General features: G+C 61.0%; 19 protein-coding genes. 5 read left to right on the top strand and 14 right to left on the bottom strand.

Going from position 1 to position 19,294, the window contains the following annotated elements:
• Window positions 1–19: 19 nt before the first annotated feature.
• The 10 genes from ABMA10_RS18390 to ABMA10_RS18435 form a co-directional block, all read right to left on the bottom strand.
• On the bottom strand, window positions 20–292 hold the full coding sequence (locus tag ABMA10_RS18390) for a hypothetical protein (RefSeq protein ID WP_347870639.1): 273 nt from the start codon (window positions 290–292) through the stop codon (window positions 20–22).
• A 136-nt stretch (window positions 293–428) separates the two neighbouring features.
• Window positions 429–557: a hypothetical protein gene (locus ABMA10_RS18395; RefSeq protein WP_347870640.1), complete on the bottom strand. Its 129-nt coding sequence runs from the start codon at window positions 555–557 to the stop codon at window positions 429–431.
• A gap of 364 nt (window positions 558–921) precedes the next feature.
• A complete protein-coding gene (locus tag ABMA10_RS18400; RefSeq protein WP_347870641.1) occupies window positions 922–1,491 on the bottom strand; it encodes a TetR/AcrR family transcriptional regulator in 570 nt (189 codons plus the stop codon).
• A gap of 150 nt (window positions 1,492–1,641) precedes the next feature.
• Window positions 1,642–2,892 (bottom strand): MFS transporter, encoded by a 1,251-nt coding sequence (locus tag ABMA10_RS18405; protein WP_431030781.1) that lies wholly within the window; start codon window positions 2,890–2,892, stop codon window positions 1,642–1,644.
• Between the two features lies 1 nt (window position 2,893).
• The gene (locus tag ABMA10_RS18410) at window positions 2,894–3,736 is read right to left on the bottom strand and encodes a glycosyltransferase (protein ID WP_347870643.1); all 843 of its coding nucleotides are present in this window, start codon (window positions 3,734–3,736) and stop codon (window positions 2,894–2,896) included.
• A complete protein-coding gene (locus ABMA10_RS18415) occupies window positions 3,699–5,324 on the bottom strand; it encodes a thiamine pyrophosphate-binding protein (protein WP_431030782.1) in 1,626 nt (541 codons plus the stop codon). Before ABMA10_RS18415 ends, ABMA10_RS18410 begins: the two co-directional genes overlap by 38 nt.
• On the bottom strand, window positions 5,321–5,566 hold the full coding sequence (locus ABMA10_RS18420) for an acyl carrier protein (protein ID WP_431030783.1): 246 nt from the start codon (window positions 5,564–5,566) through the stop codon (window positions 5,321–5,323). The genes ABMA10_RS18415 and ABMA10_RS18420 overlap by 4 nt, the downstream gene beginning before the upstream one ends.
• Window positions 5,567–5,598: 32 nt before the next feature.
• A complete protein-coding gene (locus ABMA10_RS18425; protein ID WP_431030784.1) occupies window positions 5,599–6,642 on the bottom strand; it encodes a beta-ketoacyl synthase N-terminal-like domain-containing protein in 1,044 nt (347 codons plus the stop codon).
• A gap of 381 nt (window positions 6,643–7,023) precedes the next feature.
• Complete coding sequence (locus ABMA10_RS18430; RefSeq protein ID WP_431030785.1) at window positions 7,024–7,935, bottom strand: AMP-binding protein; 912 nt, start codon at window positions 7,933–7,935, stop codon at window positions 7,024–7,026.
• Between the two features lie 429 nt (window positions 7,936–8,364).
• Window positions 8,365–9,447, bottom strand: a complete 1,083-nt coding sequence (locus ABMA10_RS18435) for an aldehyde dehydrogenase family protein (RefSeq protein ID WP_431030786.1) — start codon at window positions 9,445–9,447, stop codon at window positions 8,365–8,367.
• Between the two features lie 817 nt (window positions 9,448–10,264).
• Between ABMA10_RS18435 and ABMA10_RS18440 the strand changes: the two genes are divergently transcribed.
• Together ABMA10_RS18440 and ABMA10_RS18445 are read left to right on the top strand one after the other, a co-directional pair.
• Window positions 10,265–11,638 carry an HAD-IIIC family phosphatase gene (locus tag ABMA10_RS18440; protein ID WP_431030787.1) on the top strand — a complete coding sequence of 458 codons (1,374 nt, stop codon included), beginning with the start codon at window positions 10,265–10,267 and terminating at the stop codon, window positions 11,636–11,638.
• Between the two features lie 52 nt (window positions 11,639–11,690).
• A complete protein-coding gene (locus ABMA10_RS18445; RefSeq protein WP_431030788.1) occupies window positions 11,691–11,990 on the top strand; it encodes a hypothetical protein in 300 nt (99 codons plus the stop codon).
• Between the two features lie 51 nt (window positions 11,991–12,041).
• Here the strand turns inward: ABMA10_RS18445 and istB are convergent, their stop codons facing one another.
• Both istB and istA read right to left on the bottom strand, forming a co-directional pair.
• Window positions 12,042–12,851, bottom strand: a complete 810-nt coding sequence (gene istB, locus ABMA10_RS18450; protein ID WP_347868871.1) for an IS21-like element helper ATPase IstB — start codon at window positions 12,849–12,851, stop codon at window positions 12,042–12,044.
• A complete protein-coding gene (gene istA / locus ABMA10_RS18455) occupies window positions 12,848–14,104 on the bottom strand; it encodes an IS21 family transposase (RefSeq protein ID WP_347868913.1) in 1,257 nt (418 codons plus the stop codon). Before istA ends, istB begins: the two co-directional genes overlap by 4 nt.
• A gap of 589 nt (window positions 14,105–14,693) precedes the next feature.
• On the opposite strand from istA, the gene ABMA10_RS18460 reads away from it, so the two are divergent.
• Complete coding sequence (locus ABMA10_RS18460) at window positions 14,694–15,392, top strand: hypothetical protein (RefSeq protein ID WP_431030789.1); 699 nt, start codon at window positions 14,694–14,696, stop codon at window positions 15,390–15,392.
• Window positions 15,393–15,409: 17 nt separating this feature from the next.
• A complete protein-coding gene (locus tag ABMA10_RS18465; protein WP_431030790.1) occupies window positions 15,410–15,610 on the top strand; it encodes a hypothetical protein in 201 nt (66 codons plus the stop codon).
• Window positions 15,611–16,416: 806 nt separating this feature from the next.
• Here ABMA10_RS18465 and ABMA10_RS18470 read toward each other — a convergent pair.
• A complete protein-coding gene (locus ABMA10_RS18470) occupies window positions 16,417–16,800 on the bottom strand; it encodes a hypothetical protein (RefSeq protein ID WP_431030791.1) in 384 nt (127 codons plus the stop codon).
• Between the two features lie 16 nt (window positions 16,801–16,816).
• The gene (locus tag ABMA10_RS18475) at window positions 16,817–17,716 is read right to left on the bottom strand and encodes a hypothetical protein (RefSeq protein ID WP_431030792.1); all 900 of its coding nucleotides are present in this window, start codon (window positions 17,714–17,716) and stop codon (window positions 16,817–16,819) included.
• Window positions 17,717–18,300: 584 nt separating this feature from the next.
• On the opposite strand from ABMA10_RS18475, the gene ABMA10_RS18480 reads away from it, so the two are divergent.
• Complete coding sequence (locus ABMA10_RS18480) at window positions 18,301–18,816, top strand: GntR family transcriptional regulator (RefSeq protein ID WP_431031530.1); 516 nt, start codon at window positions 18,301–18,303, stop codon at window positions 18,814–18,816.
• The last annotated feature ends 478 nt before the right edge of the window (window positions 18,817–19,294 follow it).

Below are 19,294 nucleotides of genomic sequence, written 5' to 3' on the forward strand. Positions count from 1 at the left end.
GACCCACACGAATCGCAGGCTACCAGCGGACCTTGTCGGGCTTGAGCTCGATCCGAGTGCCGTCGGAGATGAGCTGCGCCCATTCGCTGAGCTCGGGATCAGTGATCTTGCCGTCGTAGCGAGCGAACAGCCGCTGAAGCGCAGGCTTGATCTCCTCGACGGGGCGGCCCGTGTACTGCTGCCGGAGCCGGTCGAGATCCCTGGTTCGCTCGCGCGCCACCTTGTCGATGCCAGACTGCACGGCGGACTGCATCTGGCGTTTGAACGCGTGTTCATCGAAGTTGATGTTCATGATTTCGTAGGCTTCTTCCTCACCCGTCGGGTGGGCGATAGTCGCGAAGCAGAAGGTGACCGGAGCGTCGACGTCACGTCATGCACTGGCAAGGAGGGCCAGCCGATACGAGATCTGGCTGGCCCTCCCCTGAGCTTCAGCCCTTGCCGAGCGTGGAGCCCGCCTTCCCCTTCGCCGGCTTGCTCGAGGAGTTGGACGCGAGCGTCTTTCCCGCCTTGCTCAGCGTCGGTTTCGAGGGCTTACTCGATCGTGACGATTTCGCCATGATGTGCTTCCTTTCCGCGGACGATAGAAGCAGATCCCCTCCGGTCAGTCGAAGCGCCTGGCGTTTGATCGAGGCCATGTGGACCTCTAGAGTCGAGGGGTCTCCCCAGACACCTCAGCCCCGATCTGCTGCAAGCTCCGAGCTCCGCTCGCGTGGTCAGCGATCGGGGCTCTTCGTTGCCTCTCAACTGTAAGCACACCCGCCGACACCGACCTAATGGGCCTGTGGATAACTCTGTGGACGACGCCGGTGTGAATGTCGCTCAGACCGCCTGCTAGTCAAGATCGTTAGGGGCAGGAATACCGTCCTGTGCCTAGCGGCATTCTTCGAGGACCGCTCGTGCGAAAATCTGTCCGATCGTGGATCATTCCTCGTTTAGCCGACTCAAGAGGGAGTCGACGTGGCGGGTCGCGATCTCGGCAGCCATCGCACGCGAGAGCTGTCCAGGCTCTGCCAGAAGGGTGACAGTCAGGCCGTCGAGCAGCGACACCAGTTCCTGAGACATCTCCCGGCACTTGTCCAGAGAGGCAAGGGGCACCGCAGCGAGGAAGAGGATTGCAAATTCCTGTCGGGTTAACCCTCTGAGCTCGTGATACTTGGCACCGACGACTTCGTCTGCAGTTGAATGCGCCGCAAAAGCAAGCCAGACTCTATCGATCCTGCTGGAAGGGTCGGCAGGCAGAGTTTGATTCACCGCGTCGCGCAGCCGCTGGTCAGCTGGGGATCTCGCTACCACCTCGACATGAGTACCTGTCAGGTTTGGCCGAATCACGTCCATCGCGGCAAGCAGCATCGCCGTCTTGGATGGGTAGTAGTGCTGAACAGCACCGACTGCAACTCCCGCCGAAGAGGCAACCGCGCGCACGGTCAGCCCGCTCAACCCCCTGTCGGCGATCACGTCGACGATGTGATCCAGGATGAGCGCGCGCGACATCTTCCGAGCGTATCAACTCTCGCCCAACCGTCGGGGTCCACCGCTGGATGCAGTGCGCCGTTCTATTCACGCTTGACGTCGATGCAATGGACCGAAATCGATTATGAGTGTCGTCACACACCGGAGCTCTGCACATGGTCTCTGGAACCATTAGTCCTGCGGGGTGTTCGAGTCCGCCTCGTCTCGTTTAACCGTTGGAAGCTCAGTATGACGCCAATAGGTTCGAATGTACGGGATAAGAGGAGCCGCGATCAGCAGCCCGATAACCACCCCGGCTGCGATAAGCGTGTCCTCGTGCACGATTGCCGCCCCCATGAGTGAGCCCACCACGCCGGCTGCCGACGTCAGGGGTACGAAAATCGAGAAAAAACGTCCGATGGCGTGCGGATTCATCCTCAGCTGAATGTCCGAGAAGAAGGCGGTCGTCGCCAGAGACTCAAGGACACCACCGATTGCGAGGATAATACAGCCGATAATCAGGTGCGGAGCGAAGCCCATAGATATCCACACGACGCCCTCAAGGATGTTTGTGAGCAGATAGATCGGGCCTAGAACGCGAGGCGAGAACCCTGAGCCAATCAGCCCTCCCAGCACCGCGCCCACTGCCATACTCGCGAGGAACCAGCCGAGGACCTGGCTGTTTCCTTCGTAGCTGACGGCAGCCAGCGTTGCGAGGAACACCCGTCCAGCGTTCATCGCAGCCGTATAGAAGAGGCCGGTCACCAGGTAGCCCTGCGTTCGGGCGTCACCGCCGGCCATCGACCACAGAAGCTTCACATTGAAAATAGCGACGAGGCTGAACTTCTCGGAGCCCTGTTCCTCGTCGTCCGCGGGACGCGGGAACCCAAGGATCAGGACTCCCGCGATGAGAGTAGTAGCCGCCTCGGCGAAGAGGAGGAGGTTGACGTCCCACAGCACCAGGATGCCAGCCGAAGCGGCCGGACCAATGATCATCGGAAGACGTTCCGCCGATACGATCAGACCGTTGGCGCGAACAGCATTCTCGGGCGCAATGAGAGAAGCGCGAAGCTTCATCACTGCGGGCGTGGCGAACAGGCCCGTGAAGCCGCCGATAACCGATAGGACGTAAAGCTGCACCACATCGCCAGTCAGTGGAATTGCGGCGGTGGCGGCCGCTGTCGCGAGTGTCGACACGACAGCAACGACACGCGCGTCGATCCGATCCAGCGCCCAGGCCGCCATTCCACCGGCTAGCACGGCCGGGATAAGCCTTAAGCCTAGCGCAATGCCCAATTCGCTACCCACACCGTAGTTTTTGAGCACGAAGACAGGAAGCGCTACCGCCGTGACTGCTGCTCCCAGCTGGAGCAGAAACAGGCTCGAGAACAGGATTACAAGTCGAGAGGACTGTCCTTCTCGTTTCTCAGTGGAGTGTGCCATATCATTCGCCCTCGGGCTGGGCTCCTTCGAGTAGTACTTCGTTATCGTTTTGGTTTGAATAGCCGCCCATGTAGTAGCGAACGGTTGCATGTGGCGAGGTCGCGACGCAAACTGCGTCAGATATCAGCCGGCGGGACAGCAGCACATCTTCGGTGAATTGCAACCGACGCTCAGCACGGGAAGCTTGATGGGGGGCCGCATATTCCTCAAATAGGGCGCGGGATAGCAACCACTCGTTGCTATCCACTCGACCGGGCTTCCCTGCATAGCTCAGCGAATCCCGCACGATATTGCTACCCGTTTTCAGGACGCCGAGCGCGGAAAGCGCCCGGAATGAAATCTTGGAGAGACGCTGATCTGGCACCCACGGATCTTCATCCTGAATGAGCCAGGGGCGTCCATCGGCAGCCCACAAAGATCTCCAGCTGTGCGCCGCGTCGCTTCCCGCCTCATCCATGGAGTGCAATAGGCGCGAGAGGTGGTCGAACTCATATTCATTGTCGTCGTCGAGAACGGCGACGACATCTGCCGTTGCTTGTCGAGATGCGTTGAATCGCAAACGCGCCAGATGGGTTGGCAGATAATCGTCTACTCTGGCCGTGTTGCGACTGAATACCGCGTCAGGAAATTCTTCTTGTAGCGCACGCAGATTGAGGTCACTGCTCAGAAATTCACATCGATCGCCGATTACATACTGCGTCACGTTCTGGTGATTCTGTCGCTTGACAGAGGCAAGGTTGCGACGCAACGCATGGGGCCTGTTTCTGGTAAGCGTAACCACTGCGACCGATATTGGGCTGGTCACGTTAGTCCTCATTCCAGTCCGAAGCCCCGGGGATTGCATCCCGTCCCGCGATGTCAACTTCGATGAGCCGTGGCCCACTTGACCGGAGCAGCTGCTCCAGTGCAGGCAGAAGCGCTTCCACCGACGTGACTCGCTGTGCAACGAATCCCATACTTTGCGCGAAGCTAACAAGATCGCAGTCGCTCGTCAGCTTGGTCAGACCGTCATCCTCCTGTCTGGCGAGCGACGGCCAACCAAGGCGCTTGTTACGAAGGACCACGAGTGCGACGTTGGCGTGACGCTCCGATGCCGTCAGGAGCCAAGAAAGATTGGCCTCCACGGCGCCGTCTCCAGCGACAGCGAGCACTTCGGCACCGCTCGCCTCTGCGCCTAGCGCTGCACCTAGTCCGAAGCCCATCGCTGTCTGTTCGCCCGGGACAACTGTGCGAACCCAGTCCGGAATCGTGAACGTGTCAGCGAAGTAGCCCCACAAATCAGCCAGTCCATTCTCCTGGCACAACATGAAGGGGCGCGGAGAGGCACGTTCGAGTGCGTCCCGCAGAGCCATCCAGAATGCCGGAGCTGAGACCAAACCTGCTGCGAGCAGCGGACGTGGGGACCGAAGAGAGTCAAGCGGATCGCGACGGTTCCGGCGCTCCGGAATCAGCTGAAGGATTGCCTTCACGGTCGCGATTGCGTCGCCGACAACGGGCATGGTGGAGACGCTGCTCCGCTCGAACACCGCTGCGCTTCGATCGATGCGAACGACAGGTGCCTGTCGTTCCTCCGCCCACCCCCACCGAGCGGTCTCCTCGAGTGCCGAACCAACCACCACAACAAGATCTGCAGTACGTAGAAGGTCGCGGGCATGGCTCGACGCATAGAGTCCTGCCAAACCTCCGAAGCGAGGCGACGCTTCCGAGAACGCTCCACGTCCAGACGCAGTCACGAGGACGTGGGCGTCGGTAGCTTCGGCTAGATCCCGGTAGACCTCCGGAGCACCATGCGCCTTACTTCCGCCACCGAGCAACAAAACAACGCGCTCCGCATCGCGCATCTGTTCGGCCACCCGCGCGACGGTGTCCGGATCGGGAGACAATGCAGTCGGCCCAGGGAACTTCGGGCCGGGCTCGTACGGCAGCTCCGGTACTAGGTCGCCAGGAATCGAGAGCAATACGGGCCCTGGCTGCGAACCTTCCGCTGAAGCGATGGCACTTCGCAAGGCCCACCGGAGTTCGCTTGCCTCCGCGACTGCGTGCTGCCAAACGAACAGCTCAGAGCGCCGCACGGTCAGGTCATACTCTTGAAAGCCTCCTCGGCCGATGCCTTCCTTGGGATTGCTCGTTGCGACCACCACCAGCGGCTGATGCAACGACGCCCCCTCGAGCAAGCCGACCTGGGAATTTGCAAAGCCGGGCCCAGCCTGAAGAGCGAGCACACCGGCACGACCGGTCGTCATGCCCCACCCGACAGCAGCATAGGCAGCGAGACGCTGATCGCGCGTAGTGAGCGTCGGTGCGCCGGCCTTCTTGGCAACGTCCAGCAGCTCCGGGGTGTCGGCTGGTACGCCGGCGAAGAGCCTAGGTCCTTCCTCGAGCAACGCAGAGGCGACGAACTCCCACAGCGCCAGGTCTTGCGGCGCGTTCACGCTTGGGCCGATTGAGAAAGGAGAGAGAGCAAGCTGTTGACGTCGACGGCCTCAAAAACGTCGGCATCGTCAATGACAACCCCAAACGTCGATTCAAGTTCCATTGTCAACTCGACGGTCGCGAGCGAGTCGATGTCGAGATCATCTCGCAGCGTTGATGTGGGCAGCACCTCAACCTTGTCCTCGTCAACGCCGCGGTCGGCGGCGAGGTGAGTCTTCAAGAACTGAACGAGGTTCTCCAATGAAATTTCCATAATGTCGTCTTCCTGGATCGTTAGTTGATGTTGTCTTGCAGAAACAGAGAGTAGTTACTACCCCCGAAGCCGAACCCGTTGACAAGGAACGAGTCTCCAGGCTGGAGGTTTACAGTCTTGCCATGTCGGGGAAGCCTCACGGCGGGCGGTGCCTCTAAGGGATCTTCCAGCCCATATGAGCCATGCAGGTATCCGCGTTGGACTGCTTCGTTCGTCGAAACGATGGCAGCAAGCCCTGCTGCGTGGACGGTATGCCCAAGGCCGCCCTTCTGCGAGACGACCTCTACCGGTCCAGACCACACATTCTCGGCGAGTTCGCCAATTGCTCGGAGCTCCACCTCATCGCCCTGCACTGTGCCTGTTCCGTGAGCGATGATTACATCGGGTCCCTGGGGGGCGTCACTCGTCGCCGCCGCCATGACACTGACCTGGTCGCCCACCTTGGAAGCCGCCCCCGCGCCGGTGAGGCGAGATCCGTGTCCAGCAACACGCAGCGAACGCTTCAATGTCCGGCTGGGCTGTCGCGAGAGGAGGATTGCGCCGGCGAATGCGCCGAGACGCACCCCGGTCGTACGGGAATCGAAGGGCGCAGCTGGCCCCGACGCAAGCGCTCCGACACCCGAAAAGGAACTATGGTCGCCTCGGCTGGGGGCAGATGAGCCTACGACCAGGACTGTACTGACCTGGCCAGAATCAAGAATACGAGCGCCGAGAATCGCCGCTGCGACCCCGGAAGCGCACGCGCTCGAGAGCATGAGCGAGCGACCACGGAGACTGACAGCGGAGAGAGGGGCGGTACCGAAAACACGGGTCGATGGACCCCGGGTTTGGTTCACCTGGATTGTGACCGTGTCACCATCTAACTCTGCACCATTCTCTATCAAGGTGGCCATAGTCTCCTGCATCAGGGCGACCCGAAGATCGTCTGAATGCGCCTCGACGCGACGGACTCGTCGACCATAAGGGAGGCCCACCAGATCAGCGACGCTGTCGGTGAGCGTATGCGTTGCTGCGTACTCTGAAACGAAAACGCTCACGGTAGCTCCTTTATCCAGCGCCGACATGCAAGAGCTGCACGATCGACCTTTCCTAGTGTCGATACTGTGATGTCAGTATCGCTGACGGCGGCGAAACGATTTACTCGGAATGGAGTGCGGAGACCTCGCGCATTAGACCTGGCGCGCGCAACTGCCGTTTCGGCGAGCCCAGTGGGCGCAGTTACAAGAGCGATAAGGTCATCGCCGCGGCTCGTGGTCCCGACCGAGGTCACGTATACCGCGGCTCCCTCCGGCATGCCCTCTCGAAGAACAGATTCAACAGCTTCGGGAGCGATCTTCTCTCCGGCTTGCTGCAGCAAAAAGTCGAACCTACCCCTGATTGTCAGGACATTGTCAAGCTCCGCAGCATCGCCAGTTTTCAGCCAACCCTGCGAATCGACCTGCGGATTATTGCATACACGCCCATTTTGCCATAGCAACCGAGAGACCGACGGGCTTCTCACTAAGCAGCTCGCCTTCTACAACTCGCAGTTCGGTTCCTGGTAGTGGTCGTCCGACACTGCCACTTTCATACGACGCGCTGACATTGATCGCTACATTTGGCCCAGCCTCAGTCAGTCCGTACCCATCGTTCAAAGGGGCGTCCGCTTGCTCGAAAGCAAGGGCCAAGTTCGGCGCGAGCAGCTGACCGCCAACCCCCCTTAACAAGAGCCCGCGCAGCCCACGCATCACTGCTGGATCTCGTCTCGCGAGATCCAGGATGAACTTCCACATGCGCGGGATGGTGTCCAGTGTGTCGAGCTCGCCGGCAGCGAGGGACCGAGCGAGCTTCTTCGTGCTGGTCGGGCTGAACCAGTGCAATTCAGACCCGAAGGTCCTCGCCAGGTTGGCCACGCTGTATCCGTAGGCGTGATCGAGCGGCAGCGAGACTCCCCACCTGACAGACGAAAATCTAAGCAGGGACGCCGTTGCCTCAGCTTGGTAGGACAGAGCCTGGTACGTATGCAAGACAAGGCGGGGGTTGCCAGTAGTGCCACTCGTCCAGAACCCTGCCCCTATGCCAAACACGGGGTCCAGAAGAGGTCCCGGATCAGCAGGCATGGGGGCTTCGGCGCCCAATGCTAACTCGACGGCGACGGGCTCATCCGCGGTGCCACTTCCGACAAGAACCGCCCGACCGGCAGCCTCGGCAGCCGAGATCAATGGGACGTACTCGGGCGCAGACGGACCCACCCGTACCGCATAACCTACTGGAAGACGTTCCAAGCTATCTGCAAAGGTCGCAGCCAGCTCGCGCCCGCGGTCGCGTGGAAGGGATATGTCGCCGTTCACAAATATGTCGCAGCGATACGTGATCATCGATGCGACCTAACCGACACAGCCCAAGATGATTCCTCGGCCTGCACAGGGTCGCCTTCAACGGAGATACCAATCACTGTGGAGGACGTCGCGATGAGTGAGTGGCATATCCAGTGATGCACCTGCTCGTCGCAGTTGACTACGAATCCAGCACCGACCCAGCCAGCGCCAGTCAGGAACCGCGCCAAACGCGCCCCCTCGATGTTCAAGTATTCGGACGGCGCCAGAGGCGTTGTATCGTCGAGCCTGTCCCCGTATCTCGACGTGGCCCATTCGACAAGATCTCCGCAGCGAAAAACGATAGCTGTGTCGTTGTCGAAGTGCGGCTCCGCTAGACAGAGGTCGCGAACCATTTTGCCGAGTACAACGTCCCAGTTCTTCAATGAGACGCGAGCGGCGTGGTCTTCACTCGCGGCGGGCGCGTCCGCCTCAGGCGACACGGCTGGAGTCTCGCTGCTCAAGCCGCGAGTACCTGGCGGTCTCGCGTGACAGCAGTATTGGAGTTCCCCACGACTCACCCCGATGGCTAATCCAAGACGCGTTGATGCCGTAGCCGCCAAATGCAGCATTGCCGTCCTCGCTGTCCAGGGCGGACTGGTCTGCGCAATTGACAGCGTTCCCAATGACCGGGGCCGCAAGTGAGGGTTCACCGTAAACACTCAGGTAGAAGCCGTTCGCACTCTGCTCAGGTGCCTCCAGCCAATCTCTCACCTCGCTAGGCCTGTCGTATGCGACGAGATTGAAGATCGGCGAGAAGAACTCGCGGACATCCGCTGTGGCGATGGTCTCATTTCGAACCACGCTTGAAGGAACAAACAGCGGTTCATCGATGGATGAACTCTGCCACCGTAGTTTGCTCGACGATTCCGCCAGCCAGGCAGAAGCAGCATCGAAGGCATCTTGATAGACAAGTGGGCTATTGATCAACCCTGCAGTCGCGCGGGTGGCCGCCGGCACGCGCTCGAGCGTTGCCACGAGACGTTGTTCGAAGTCGTCCATTTTATCGCGCTGAACGAAGATGACATCGGAGCAGAGACAGTCCTGCCCCCCGTTATAGAGCCTCGCAACCACTGCATCATGGACCGCTTTTCCCACGGAAGCGTCCGGACCCACCACGGTCGGATTCGGACCGGATCCCATCCCTAGCAGGGTCTGCTCACTGCTGAGCGCCCGAGCGATTGACTGGCCATTCGTTGGAGACCCCGTGAAAACAACGATATCGCTGGAGCAGGCGGCGGACACGAAGTCCTTCTGCGTCTCATCAACGAGACGAACCGAAGGATCGACGTCAGCGCGAAAGATATCGCGGAGGTTGAAGTAGGTCTGTTTCACCCTGGACGACGGGCGCAGGCGGACGTTAGCTCCCCAGGTAGAGGGGACTAGCGCGTACAGCACATAGCTGTAGAGCAGATTGTTCGAAGGCAGAAATACCGAGAGGTCTACACCAGGCGCGATAGCCGAAGACCACACCGACTCAGTATCCAATCCCCCCCAGCACGTGCAACGCCGCATCAACTTCAGCTTCCGCCGACGCCTTCGTAGCCACTTCAGACAGCACTTCTAAAATGTCAGATTTATTTGCTTCTATAGTCTGCGACAACGCGCCAGCCAACACCATTACGGTCTACTCCCCCAGATCGTTTGACGCACGAATCGCGTCTCCCTTGACACTCCCTCGGGCCGCATCACAATGCGTCCGTTCGGGCAACTCGGCCCATGGTAGCGTAAACATCGATCGGTGCTGAAACCGCTCGATCGTGGTGACTTGTCCGGAGCATGGATGCTCCATAGGGGGGACGTAGTGGACGTTAGTGGTGCATCGACACGGGTAGAACCGGCCGGGGAGGGTCCAACCGAGGTACTGAAACTTCAATCTGCGTCCGGAACCCGTCTTTGGTTTCGTCGCACCGATTTCGAGTCCGTTCGGGGGACGTCAGCGCTCACTAAAGCTCTAGAACGTCGCGGAATTGCTCTCGATACGAGCGTTTACAGTTCGACAGATGACACTGACCTGTACGGAGAAGGTGTTTCAGGGATCGCGGCCGTTGCGTCGGTGAACCTGCCCATTCTTCGCATAACGCACATCGGAAGCTGCCTGACTCAGTTCGCCGAAGATGCCGTTCATGCAGAGGGCGTGACGCATGGATTTGACGCAATATCGTCCCATCAGTGGCTCAACTCAGCCGCCCTTACGGGCGGAAGTGACTCACATGCGGATTTCGTTGTGCTGCAGGCAGGAACGCAAGCACTCCTCGAACCGCTCTTCCACCAATCCACCGTAGCGGGGGCGGAGCGAGCGGCCACCAGAATCGGATCACTAATTGGCCGGATGGTCCGTGACGCATCCGACGGCCTGCCCGACCAAGCGAGGCTCATTGTCCACAACGTGGCTCGACCGTCGTTCTGGCCACCCATTGGATCGAGCCAGGATTGGCGACACATTTGGGAGAACCTCAACAGGCCCATCGAAGAGGCTGTGAGGGAGCATGGCGCACTACTCTTCGACGAGATTGAGTTGGCAGCCAGGCACGGTGCAAGCAACCTCTTCGACGATGTGCACTTTCCCTGGTCTCACCACGGCGGCGCCACGGATCTTCAAAATGATGCACCCAATCAACGGGCCGAGGTCCACATCGCATTGGCGCGTGAACTCTGGCAAGTCATCCTGAGCGTCAAAGCCCCAAGCGTAAAGGTGATCGTGGCGGATCTTGATGGGACGCTCTGGCCTGGTGTGTTGGCTGAACTCGGTCCAGGGGTGCTCGACGCCGACACCAATAGTGTCTGGGTTCACCAAGGTATTCAGGAGGCGTTGAAGACCTATGAGCGGCAAGGCATCGTACTTGCCTCTCTGAGTAAGGGAGACGAGGCAGTCACTCTCGACCTGTGGCAGGCGGCCGGTTCACGGTCACGTCTCAGGCCAGAGGACTTTGCCGCGCACTCGATAGATTGGACGCCCAAGCCCCAGCGGATGGCGAGTCTCCTGGACTCTTTACAAACCACCGAGGACAGGGTGATCTTCATCGATGATCACCCTGCGGAACGTGCCCTCATGCAACGCGCTTTCCCGCAGATGCTTGTACTGGGAGAGTCGATCGAGTCTGTTCGATCGATGCTTCTCGGGTCATTCCCGCTCCGGCGCGGAGCAAGCGGGGTGACTGGGTCTCGGACGTCTACCACGAGAGCGGCCTTGGACCGCGAGAAGGACCGCATGCTCGTGCCGGAGGACGACTTTGAGGAGTTCTTGCAGATACGCAGAACAGTACGATCCGCCACCACGGATGACTATCCGCGCATCATCGAGCTTCTCGATCGGACCACGCAATTCTCCCTGGCCAATCCCAACTCGACCCTGAGGTCCAACGAGGTCTTCGCAGACGGAGCATCCGTCATGGTTCTCGAAGTCGAAGACCGGTACACAGACTATGGACTGGTTGGTGTATCGATCATCGAGAACGGGGCGCTTCCGACGTTGCGCGCTTACTCGGTGAGCTGCCGCGTCCTGGGCCTCGACGTATCAGATTCGCTTCTCCGTGAACACATGGATGCGCTGGGCGCCTCGACACTCCGGGTGGCGCTGGTCGAGACCGACAGAAACCGAGTGATCCGACAGGCCCTGACCGCTTGGAACCTCGTCCGTGACCCAGCCGGACACTTCACTATTAATCGAAAGGACCAGATCGTTGAGATGGACAACGCTTCTTGACGCCCCCGCAGACCTGACGACATCGACCCAGGTGTTTGGGCACGGCGACTCGGTGATCGCATCGCGACCGACAGCGGACACGCTGTTCGAGACTTGGGAGAGGAATCACTGGAACCCGTACGAGATTACCTTCGAGCAAGACCACGACGAGTGGGCCGCTCTTCCGGGCTGGTTCCGAGAGAAGCTGACCGGGGTGCTCCAGACCTTCGTTATCGGTGAACACACCGGACTCGACCTACTGTCGCCGGTTCTGGCCGGCGCTACGAGCGAGGTGGGGCTCCGTTTCCTTGGTACGCAGGTTGCGGACGAAGCGCGTCACTCGGTGTTCATGTTCCTGTTAGCGCCGAGCTAGAACGGACCCCTTTGCGCCGGTCTGGGGTGGACCCCTCTTCGTTGGTTGAGCTTAGTTCTTCTCTGTCTGCTTGATGAGGTCGCGGCGGCCGTGGGTGCGGTAGGAGTCGCCGGAGAGGGTAAGGACTTCGGAGTGGTGGACGAGGCGGTCGATCATCGCTGCCGCGACGACGTCGTCGCCGAACGTCTCACCCCAGCGGCTGAACGGGAGGTTCGAGGTGACCATGATCGAGCCTTGCTCGTAGCGAGATGCGACGAGTTGGAAGAACAGGTTCGCGGCGTCCTGGTCGAAGGGGATGTAGCCAATTTCGTCGATGATGATGAGTTTGTAGCGGCGGATCTTCTTCAGCTCGGCCTCGAGCTGCCCCTGGTGGTGGGCGGCCGCGAGTCTCGCGATCCAGTTGTTCGCGGTGTCGAAGAGGACGGAGTATCCGGCGTGGGTGGCTTTGACGCCGAGCCCGATCGCGAGGTGCGTCTTCCCGATCCCGGGCGGGCCGAGCAGGATCACGTTCTCTGCTTTCGCGACGAACGTCGACGTCGCGAGGTGCGCGAGGACGTCTTTACGCAGAGACGGGAGGTGATCGAGATTGAAGTCCTCGAGGGTCTTGACTGCGGGGAAGTGCGCGGTCCGGATCCGCATCGTCGTCCCGGCGGATTCACGGTCCGCGAGCTGGCGTTCAAGGACGGCTGCGAGATATTCCTCATGCGCCCAGTTCTCGACCCTGGCGCGGTCCGCGAGGTCTTCCCAGACCCGCCCGATCGTCGGGGTCTTGAGAGCTCTGGCGAGATAGGCGATCTTGGATGCAACCTGCTCGGTGGTCTTCGGAATAGGAGCATCGATCGTGCTGCTCTTGGAGGTCATCGTGCTTCTTTCTCGTATTCGGTTTTGGTGGTGAAATCGACGCCGAATAAGGCGTCGTAGTCGGACAGCGCCCGAAGTTGGACCCGATGCCCGTCCGGGTGCTCACGAACCCCGGAGGGCTTGGGCCGTTGGTAGTGGGCGCGTAGCTTCGCCGCCGCGGTGACGTGCCCGGGATCGGTGATCGTCATCCCGTTGCGCAACGACCGGGCATGCCGTCCCGCGGCCTGTCCGGCGCAGGAGATCGTGACGTCATCAAGCGTCGCGCGAACATCGACGAATCGGCCGATGAACCGAGGATCGACGGAATAGTCGTTCCCATCGAGACGGACGTAATAATCCCGGGCCAGTCTGATCCGATGCGTGAGACCAGTGACAGGGGGCTTCGCCGGAAGTGGGAGCATCGCCGCCCGGTCAGGGACAGCGAGCTCGACGGGACGGGCAGCGATCGCACGGACCTTCCGCTGATTCGCTCTGGTCTCCAACCAGGTCGTCATCTGGGCGTTGAAGTCATCTCGGTCTTGGAAAATCCGGCCGGGCAGGAACGAGGTCTCCAGAAAGCGGTTCGCGCGCTCGACGATGCCCTTCGTCTCCGGGTCTCGTGGCGGGGCCAAACGCAGCCTGGTCGCCAGCGTCCCCACGAACGTCGCCGCGAGGACGGTGGGCTTGCCCAACCCGCCGATCGCAGCCTCTCGATCCCAGAGCAACGATTTCGGCACCCCGCCGAACCTCTGCAGCAGCGACCACATACCCGCAGTGAGATCACCGCCCTGCCGAGACGGCAGCATAATCGCCTCGATCCGCCTGGAGAAGCCGGACACCATCACCAACACCGGCAAGACACGATCCTGGCCCCCGCCGACGGGAACTCGCGCCTCAGGGAACCACAGATCACACTGGATCACCTCACCCGCCTGATACGAGAGCCGATCCGCGGGATCGATGCCTTGATACTCCGGCCGCAGCTCAGACACCCGCTCCCGAAACAACGACGGCGAGAACGTCCAACCGACACGCTCCGCGATCACCGTCGCCGGCATCTTCGGATACTCCATCAACAGCGCACGGATCTGCGGCACGAAGACATCGATCTTCGAACCCCGCGGACCCCGCGACCGATCCGGCGGATCCTCACCCCGCAACGCCCGACGGACCGTGTTCCGCCCGATCCCAAGATCCCTCGCGATCTGCTTGATCGGAACCTTCTCAGAACGATGCAACCGCCGAATCTCTGCCCACGTATCCACTGAAATCATCCTCCTAGCTTGAGCTAGGGGGTCCAATCCAACCTGGCGCTACAGGGTCCGTTCTACTTCGGCGTCAACATTGGGCTTGGACGCGCAGTCCTCGTTCGCCCCAAGAATGCCCGCTAGCCTCGCTAGCGGGCATTCTTGGGGCGGTCGAAGTGACCGCTGTATTTGAGTCGTGAGGCATCGACGTTCGTCACGCGCACGTGGTAGCGCTCACACTGCCATGGCCGCTCGCGTGGTTGCGCAGGGGGGAGAGCTTGAACGCTCCGCCCAGGGCGTCCACTCCAAACTTTTCGAGGTTCCAAGAATCAGGCTTGAAGCGGCGTAAAACACATGGAAGTAGTACTGCTGATCTACCGACGCCTTCGATGGGAGCGCTGGCAGGAGGCCGACGGCCTCGGCCTGGCGGGGTGCTGGGAGCACCGTGATGGGCTGCTTCGTAGGGCAGTCCACTGGTTCTGTCGCTCGAAGGAGTGCAACTGCCTTCGACTCGGTCTGGTGTCGGGTTGTCGAATGCAACCTGGATGCTCCACAAGTCGCAGCCGAATACCTCGTGCGCGAGTTGGTTGCGCATGGCAGATCGAAGGAGATGGGTATGTCCTGGAAGAAACAGGTAGCTGGTTTGGGTACCGCTGCAGTTCTGGCGGTTTCTGTTGTTCTCGGTGGAGGACTTTCAGCGACTGCTGCTGAAGCACCCGAGTTGTCGCTCGCAGGCACTGAGGCCACAGAGAATCGAATCATCGAACTCGTTGCTGCATACGATCGGTCTACGAAGCAGCTCGACCTCAGCGAAGTGTCGACCGAGACATTGGCTAGTGACGAGGGGAACGCATTCGTCGCCGCTGTCTCTCCAGCCCGATCGGACCCCGCTTCTGCCTCAGCTGCGGTCGAAGCAGGTTTCGTTGCGCTTCGCCAGGCCCTGATCGCGTCGGGTGAGCCGATGACGAGAGGCACGGATGACGACCCGTCTGCTCTTAGCTTTGCGTTGGCTTCCGGCGTTACGATCACCTACCCCAGCGCAACGGGGGCACGCGTTTCAGGTGGAGCGGACCCGTGGCCCTACGTCCAGCTGACTGGAGCAGAACAGCAGGCCATGGTCACCGGCGCATCCGCCACTCTTGTCGCGGCAATCTGCGCCCTTCTCGGCCCGGAAACGGCGGGAATCGGATGTGGCGTCGGTGCCGCCGTGATTGGGACGATCGTCGGCATCATCGTCGCAAACGGCGTCTGCCCAAATGACAAGGAGATGCGCATCTATCCCTTGGCCGGAACAACCGGCTTCAGCTGCCAGTAACATATCAAGGCACTCTCATGGCAAAGAAAAAGATTTATCCAGCACTCTTCGCAACGCTCGTAATGACCCCCGCCATCGTGCTGCAGTTCCTGCTCCCACTAGTGGGGATCGGGTCGATGTCCACCTCAGATATCGGTGGCGTCCTCGCCATCGATGTCATCTTCTGGCTCTTGATTTTCTTCATTTCGTACCTCATGGGCCGCAAGAGAGCCACCTAGGAGCTGCACGAGGACATGACGTTGGGCAGGGCAAGCACCCTGCCCAACGTCATCTCCGCAGTTTGCAGATCTGGATACTCTCGCGGGTACGGTTTGTGAAGGTGGAGAGAACAGCCCGCTTCGGCGTGTCTCCCATATGCGGGGTGAGGCGCACAGCACTCTGTGGCGAGGTCGTTGAGTTCGCGGCATCAGATGTTCGCTGATGAGCAGTGGGCGCGGATCGAGCCGCTGCCGCCTTCAAATACTGGCCTTCGGGGCCATCCAGGCGTCGCGTACTGGTTTCGCGCTGGGAATCCCCGCCGGGATATCTCCGGTGCGACGAGTTCGCCGCGGCAGACGGTCTGGAAGTCGCATTGCCGTTGCACCGGTGACGGCATCGCGAGCGTCATGCCAGCGAGGACGATACCGATGGCGCCGGCGGCTGTTCCCGCGGGCAGCTTGCCTTGCCTGCTCACACCAGATTCTCCGTTCTCGACGTAGCAAGCGGTGACGACGTGGAAGGTCGCTGCTGCAACTATTGGTTGACGCTTTGAAGTCAGAGCTGGTCGAGGCGAAGGTCGACGAAGGCTGCTCCGTGAGGGTGACCGGTATGGGGCGACTCACGATCGACCCTCGCAGGCCCCTGCCGCTCACAGCGCTGGCACCCGCGCAGTCGCAAACCAATTCATCGAACGTTACGATGACACCACTGCGCCAATCAGCGGCTCTTGCATATATGCGGCATTGAGCCGCCGCCGACGATGTCGCGCATCTCCAACCTGCCACTCGTTCTGCCTAATCAGACGGGTCGACTCGTGTCGCTTCATTCAGCGTTCGCTTCGCAGCGACCGCGCCTTCACCAATATGGCTGCGAGCAGTGCTGCGAGCAGGATCAGCGAGCCGCCGAGGTAACCCCAGATGGGTTGACCGGTCAGCGCGGTCGCGGTCATGGCGGCCACACCACCGACGAGGGCTACGCCGTAGAAGACCCCCGACGTTCGTTGCGTGACAACTGACCGCAAGCCGGTTCCCGAAGGCATGATGACTCGAGGGAACGTGGCGAGCGTGGCGACGATCAGGAGGAACAAGACCGACCCGGACCACCACTGAGTCACCTGCTGAATACTCGCGATAACGCTCACCACACCGATACCTGTGCAGCCGAGCAGCAGGCCCGCCCAGCTTGAAGGAAAGAAGGGGTGTTTGCTCACCAGGCGCCTCCGAATATCAGGATCGGCAAGTGTCGATGACCGGCCAGGCGAGCGGCGAGGGGTGTGCTTTCCGGACCCCAACACACATGCCCTTGTTGTTCGCTTGGTTCGCGGAGTCGAGGAAGATTCCAGCGCCGATCGCGCACGCCCACGCGGCCGGTCCACAGGCCACTGCAACCGCGGCAGCAGCTGCATTCATGCCTGACGCCGCAGTCCGCGTCTCCGCCTTACTCAACATCGCCGTGCAGAAGAGAGCGTCGCACACGAGCTGCGGATCCGCGACCACCGGATAGGCACTCCCGCCGTGGGAGACGTTCTGCGTGATAGTCGATCCACTGACGCTATAGCTCGTCGCGACTGGACTTCCATTTGCGTCAGTCGCCCAGGGTGCGGCGAAATGGTTCACCAGGCTACCGTCGGCATCGAGGACATCGACGCCTCCGTCACCCGCATTCAAAAGCCGAGCATCGCCGCCATCGACCTGAACGTGAAATTGGAAATCGGTGGGCGCCGCCTCATTCGCCACAACGACGTATCCGGCGTTAGCGATCGCATCGGCCCCAGTGAGAACGAACTGATAGCTCGCCGAGTCTGCGTACTGCAGAGCCCTGCCGTCGGCCTCAAGGGAAGGATCCACCGTCGATACGGGCGTCAACACGACGCGCGATCCGTTCAGACCGTCCACAACCAGACCGTTCTCGAGATCGAGCGATGAGGTGACAGTCCTTGCGTTCTGCGACTCGAGCAACCCAAGCGCGTCGAGCGCGTCGAGCGCGTCCGTAGGCATTGACGGCGGAGAAACGACCGTAGACAGTGGCAGCGCCATCGCACTCGTCGAACCCGCGACTGTTACGGCGGACAGGATGGCCGTAGCCGCGACCGCGGTACGTCGAATCCAGCGTTTCCTGAGCATCATTGCTCCTTTCGATCGTGACCGGGCTAGGGAAAGCCCGATCTGAGTTGCGCTCATACTCCGGGAGAACACAGCTCAGTCGTCGGCCTCTCGCCTGTTCGCCAACTTTCGAGTGATCGTCTCCCGCGCGGCTCATCGGGTGCATCAGCAGACCGGGCGGTTTCGTTGATGAAATCGCCACCTGCTCAATGTGCGACAGTTCCGGTCTGTGGATAGTGCTTCCCAAAGGTCGCGTTCACGCCGCGGCACCTTGCGCTCACGTTGGTTCATCGCAGGTCAAACGCGACATGCGACGAATATGACTTCGAGCACCAGTGGTGGTGTAGACGCTTGGATCAGCTGGGGCCTCTGGACTATGCGGATTGCTACATCCACGCTTGGCAGGACGCCAAGCCCCGCATCAACAGCGCCTTCGAGGCCAGGGAGGCTCCGCACGGAGACGAAACGGCCACCGCCCGGCCGAACGCATTGCAGAGCGATAGGGTTGCGCTAGCTGATATTCTGAATGTAAGGAACGCTCCACGCCAGTCCCGACGTCCACAGCGAAGGTTGAACGCCGTTCGCTCAGCAAGATCGCCACTGAATCTATTCGTTCCGCGATCCTCGACGGCACGCTCCAGCCCGGTGAGTGCCTGAACGATAAGGAGCTCCAAGACTGGCTCGGCTGCTCCCGCACCCCGATCCGCGAAGCTCTCAACGAACTCGCCCGCGTCGGCCTCGTCGAAATGGCAGCCCAGCGATACACGCGCGTAGCCGACCCCGCCGCGCTCGACCGCACCGAACTCATCCAGGCATGGACGGTACTCATCGGAGGTCTCGCCCGAGTCGCGCTGCCCTTATTCAGCAACGCGAAGCGCTCCGCTATGGCGGACACACTGCAGAGCAGCTCCTGGGCCGGTGTCGTACAGCTCGTCGACGACACGTGCGCGGCGTTCTCAAACAAGCAGTTGCGTGGGACCTGCGACCAGGCCACCGCGCTTACACACCTTCTCGTCACTGGCACCCCTGTCGCCCCTACCCAGCTCGCCGCTCTACACAGTGCGGTGGCCGAGGGCACCACCGCGGAGATCCTGGACGCACTGGACAAGCTCTTCACCACATGAGAGTCGCGTTAGCTGCATAGCATGGCGGCAGCGCTGCCCCAAAGCTGATCTCAAGATGCAGAAGACCAGCGGCGCAACCGACACCTGCAGCATCGTCTACGACGTCTCATCCAGGGCGCCACAGACACACCCACGAAAGGCCCCGTCCGATACCAGCGTTGCCTAGATTGGGAGCGCAACGCAGCCACTGAGTGGCCTGCTGTGGGTTCAGAAAACTGCTGCCGACCTATCCTGAGGCGCTGAGAAGGGCAGCCACGGGTGGCCGGGTGGGGATCATCCGCAGTTGGGGCCGGGGCAGAGCTTCGCCGGCATCGGCCGCGGCGGCACTCTCGTCCGGCCCGGACCCGTCACCCTCGACGGGGGTTTCGACAGGAGCGACGTGCTCCTCAGTGGACTCCGCATCGGCGGCGCCCCTCGCCGCTACAGCCAAGGTAGGGCCGACGGTGCCGCACACAGGCGATGGACGGAGCCATCTCCC

Origin of the sequence: Plantibacter sp. RU18 (genome assembly GCF_050613355.1) — a bacterium.
Lineage (GTDB): Bacteria > Actinomycetota > Actinomycetes > Actinomycetales > Microbacteriaceae > Plantibacter.

Bases quoted from the DNA above. Each gene is read 5' to 3' on its own strand.
- ABMA10_RS18390 (WP_347870639.1), bottom strand. From the start codon at position 292: ATGAACATCAACTTCGATGAACACGCGTTCAAACGCCAGATGCAGTCC.
- ABMA10_RS18395 (WP_347870640.1), bottom strand. From the start codon at position 557: ATGGCGAAATCGTCACGATCGAGTAAGCCCTCGAAACCGACGCTGAGC.
- ABMA10_RS18400 (WP_347870641.1), bottom strand. From the start codon at position 1,491: ATGTCGCGCGCGCTCATCCTGGATCACATCGTCGACGTGATCGCCGAC.
- ABMA10_RS18405 (WP_431030781.1), bottom strand. From the start codon at position 2,892: ATGGCACACTCCACTGAGAAACGAGAAGGACAGTCCTCTCGACTTGTA.
- ABMA10_RS18410 (WP_347870643.1), bottom strand. From the start codon at position 3,736: ATGCAATCCCCGGGGCTTCGGACTGGAATGAGGACTAACGTGACCAGC.
- ABMA10_RS18425 (WP_431030784.1), bottom strand. From the start codon at position 6,642: ATGTCGGCGCTGGATAAAGGAGCTACCGTGAGCGTTTTCGTTTCAGAG.
- ABMA10_RS18430 (WP_431030785.1), bottom strand. From the start codon at position 7,935: ATGATCACGTATCGCTGCGACATATTTGTGAACGGCGACATATCCCTT.
- ABMA10_RS18435 (WP_431030786.1), bottom strand. From the start codon at position 9,447: ATGCGGCGTTGCACGTGCTGGGGGGGATTGGATACTGAGTCGGTGTGG.
- ABMA10_RS18440 (WP_431030787.1), top strand. From the start codon at position 10,265: ATGGTCCGTGACGCATCCGACGGCCTGCCCGACCAAGCGAGGCTCATT.
- istB (WP_347868871.1), bottom strand. From the start codon at position 12,851: ATGACCTCCAAGAGCAGCACGATCGATGCTCCTATTCCGAAGACCACC.
- istA (WP_347868913.1), bottom strand. From the start codon at position 14,104: ATGATTTCAGTGGATACGTGGGCAGAGATTCGGCGGTTGCATCGTTCT.
- ABMA10_RS18460 (WP_431030789.1), top strand. From the start codon at position 14,694: ATGTCCTGGAAGAAACAGGTAGCTGGTTTGGGTACCGCTGCAGTTCTG.
- ABMA10_RS18465 (WP_431030790.1), top strand. From the start codon at position 15,410: ATGGCAAAGAAAAAGATTTATCCAGCACTCTTCGCAACGCTCGTAATG.
- ABMA10_RS18475 (WP_431030792.1), bottom strand. From the start codon at position 17,716: ATGATGCTCAGGAAACGCTGGATTCGACGTACCGCGGTCGCGGCTACG.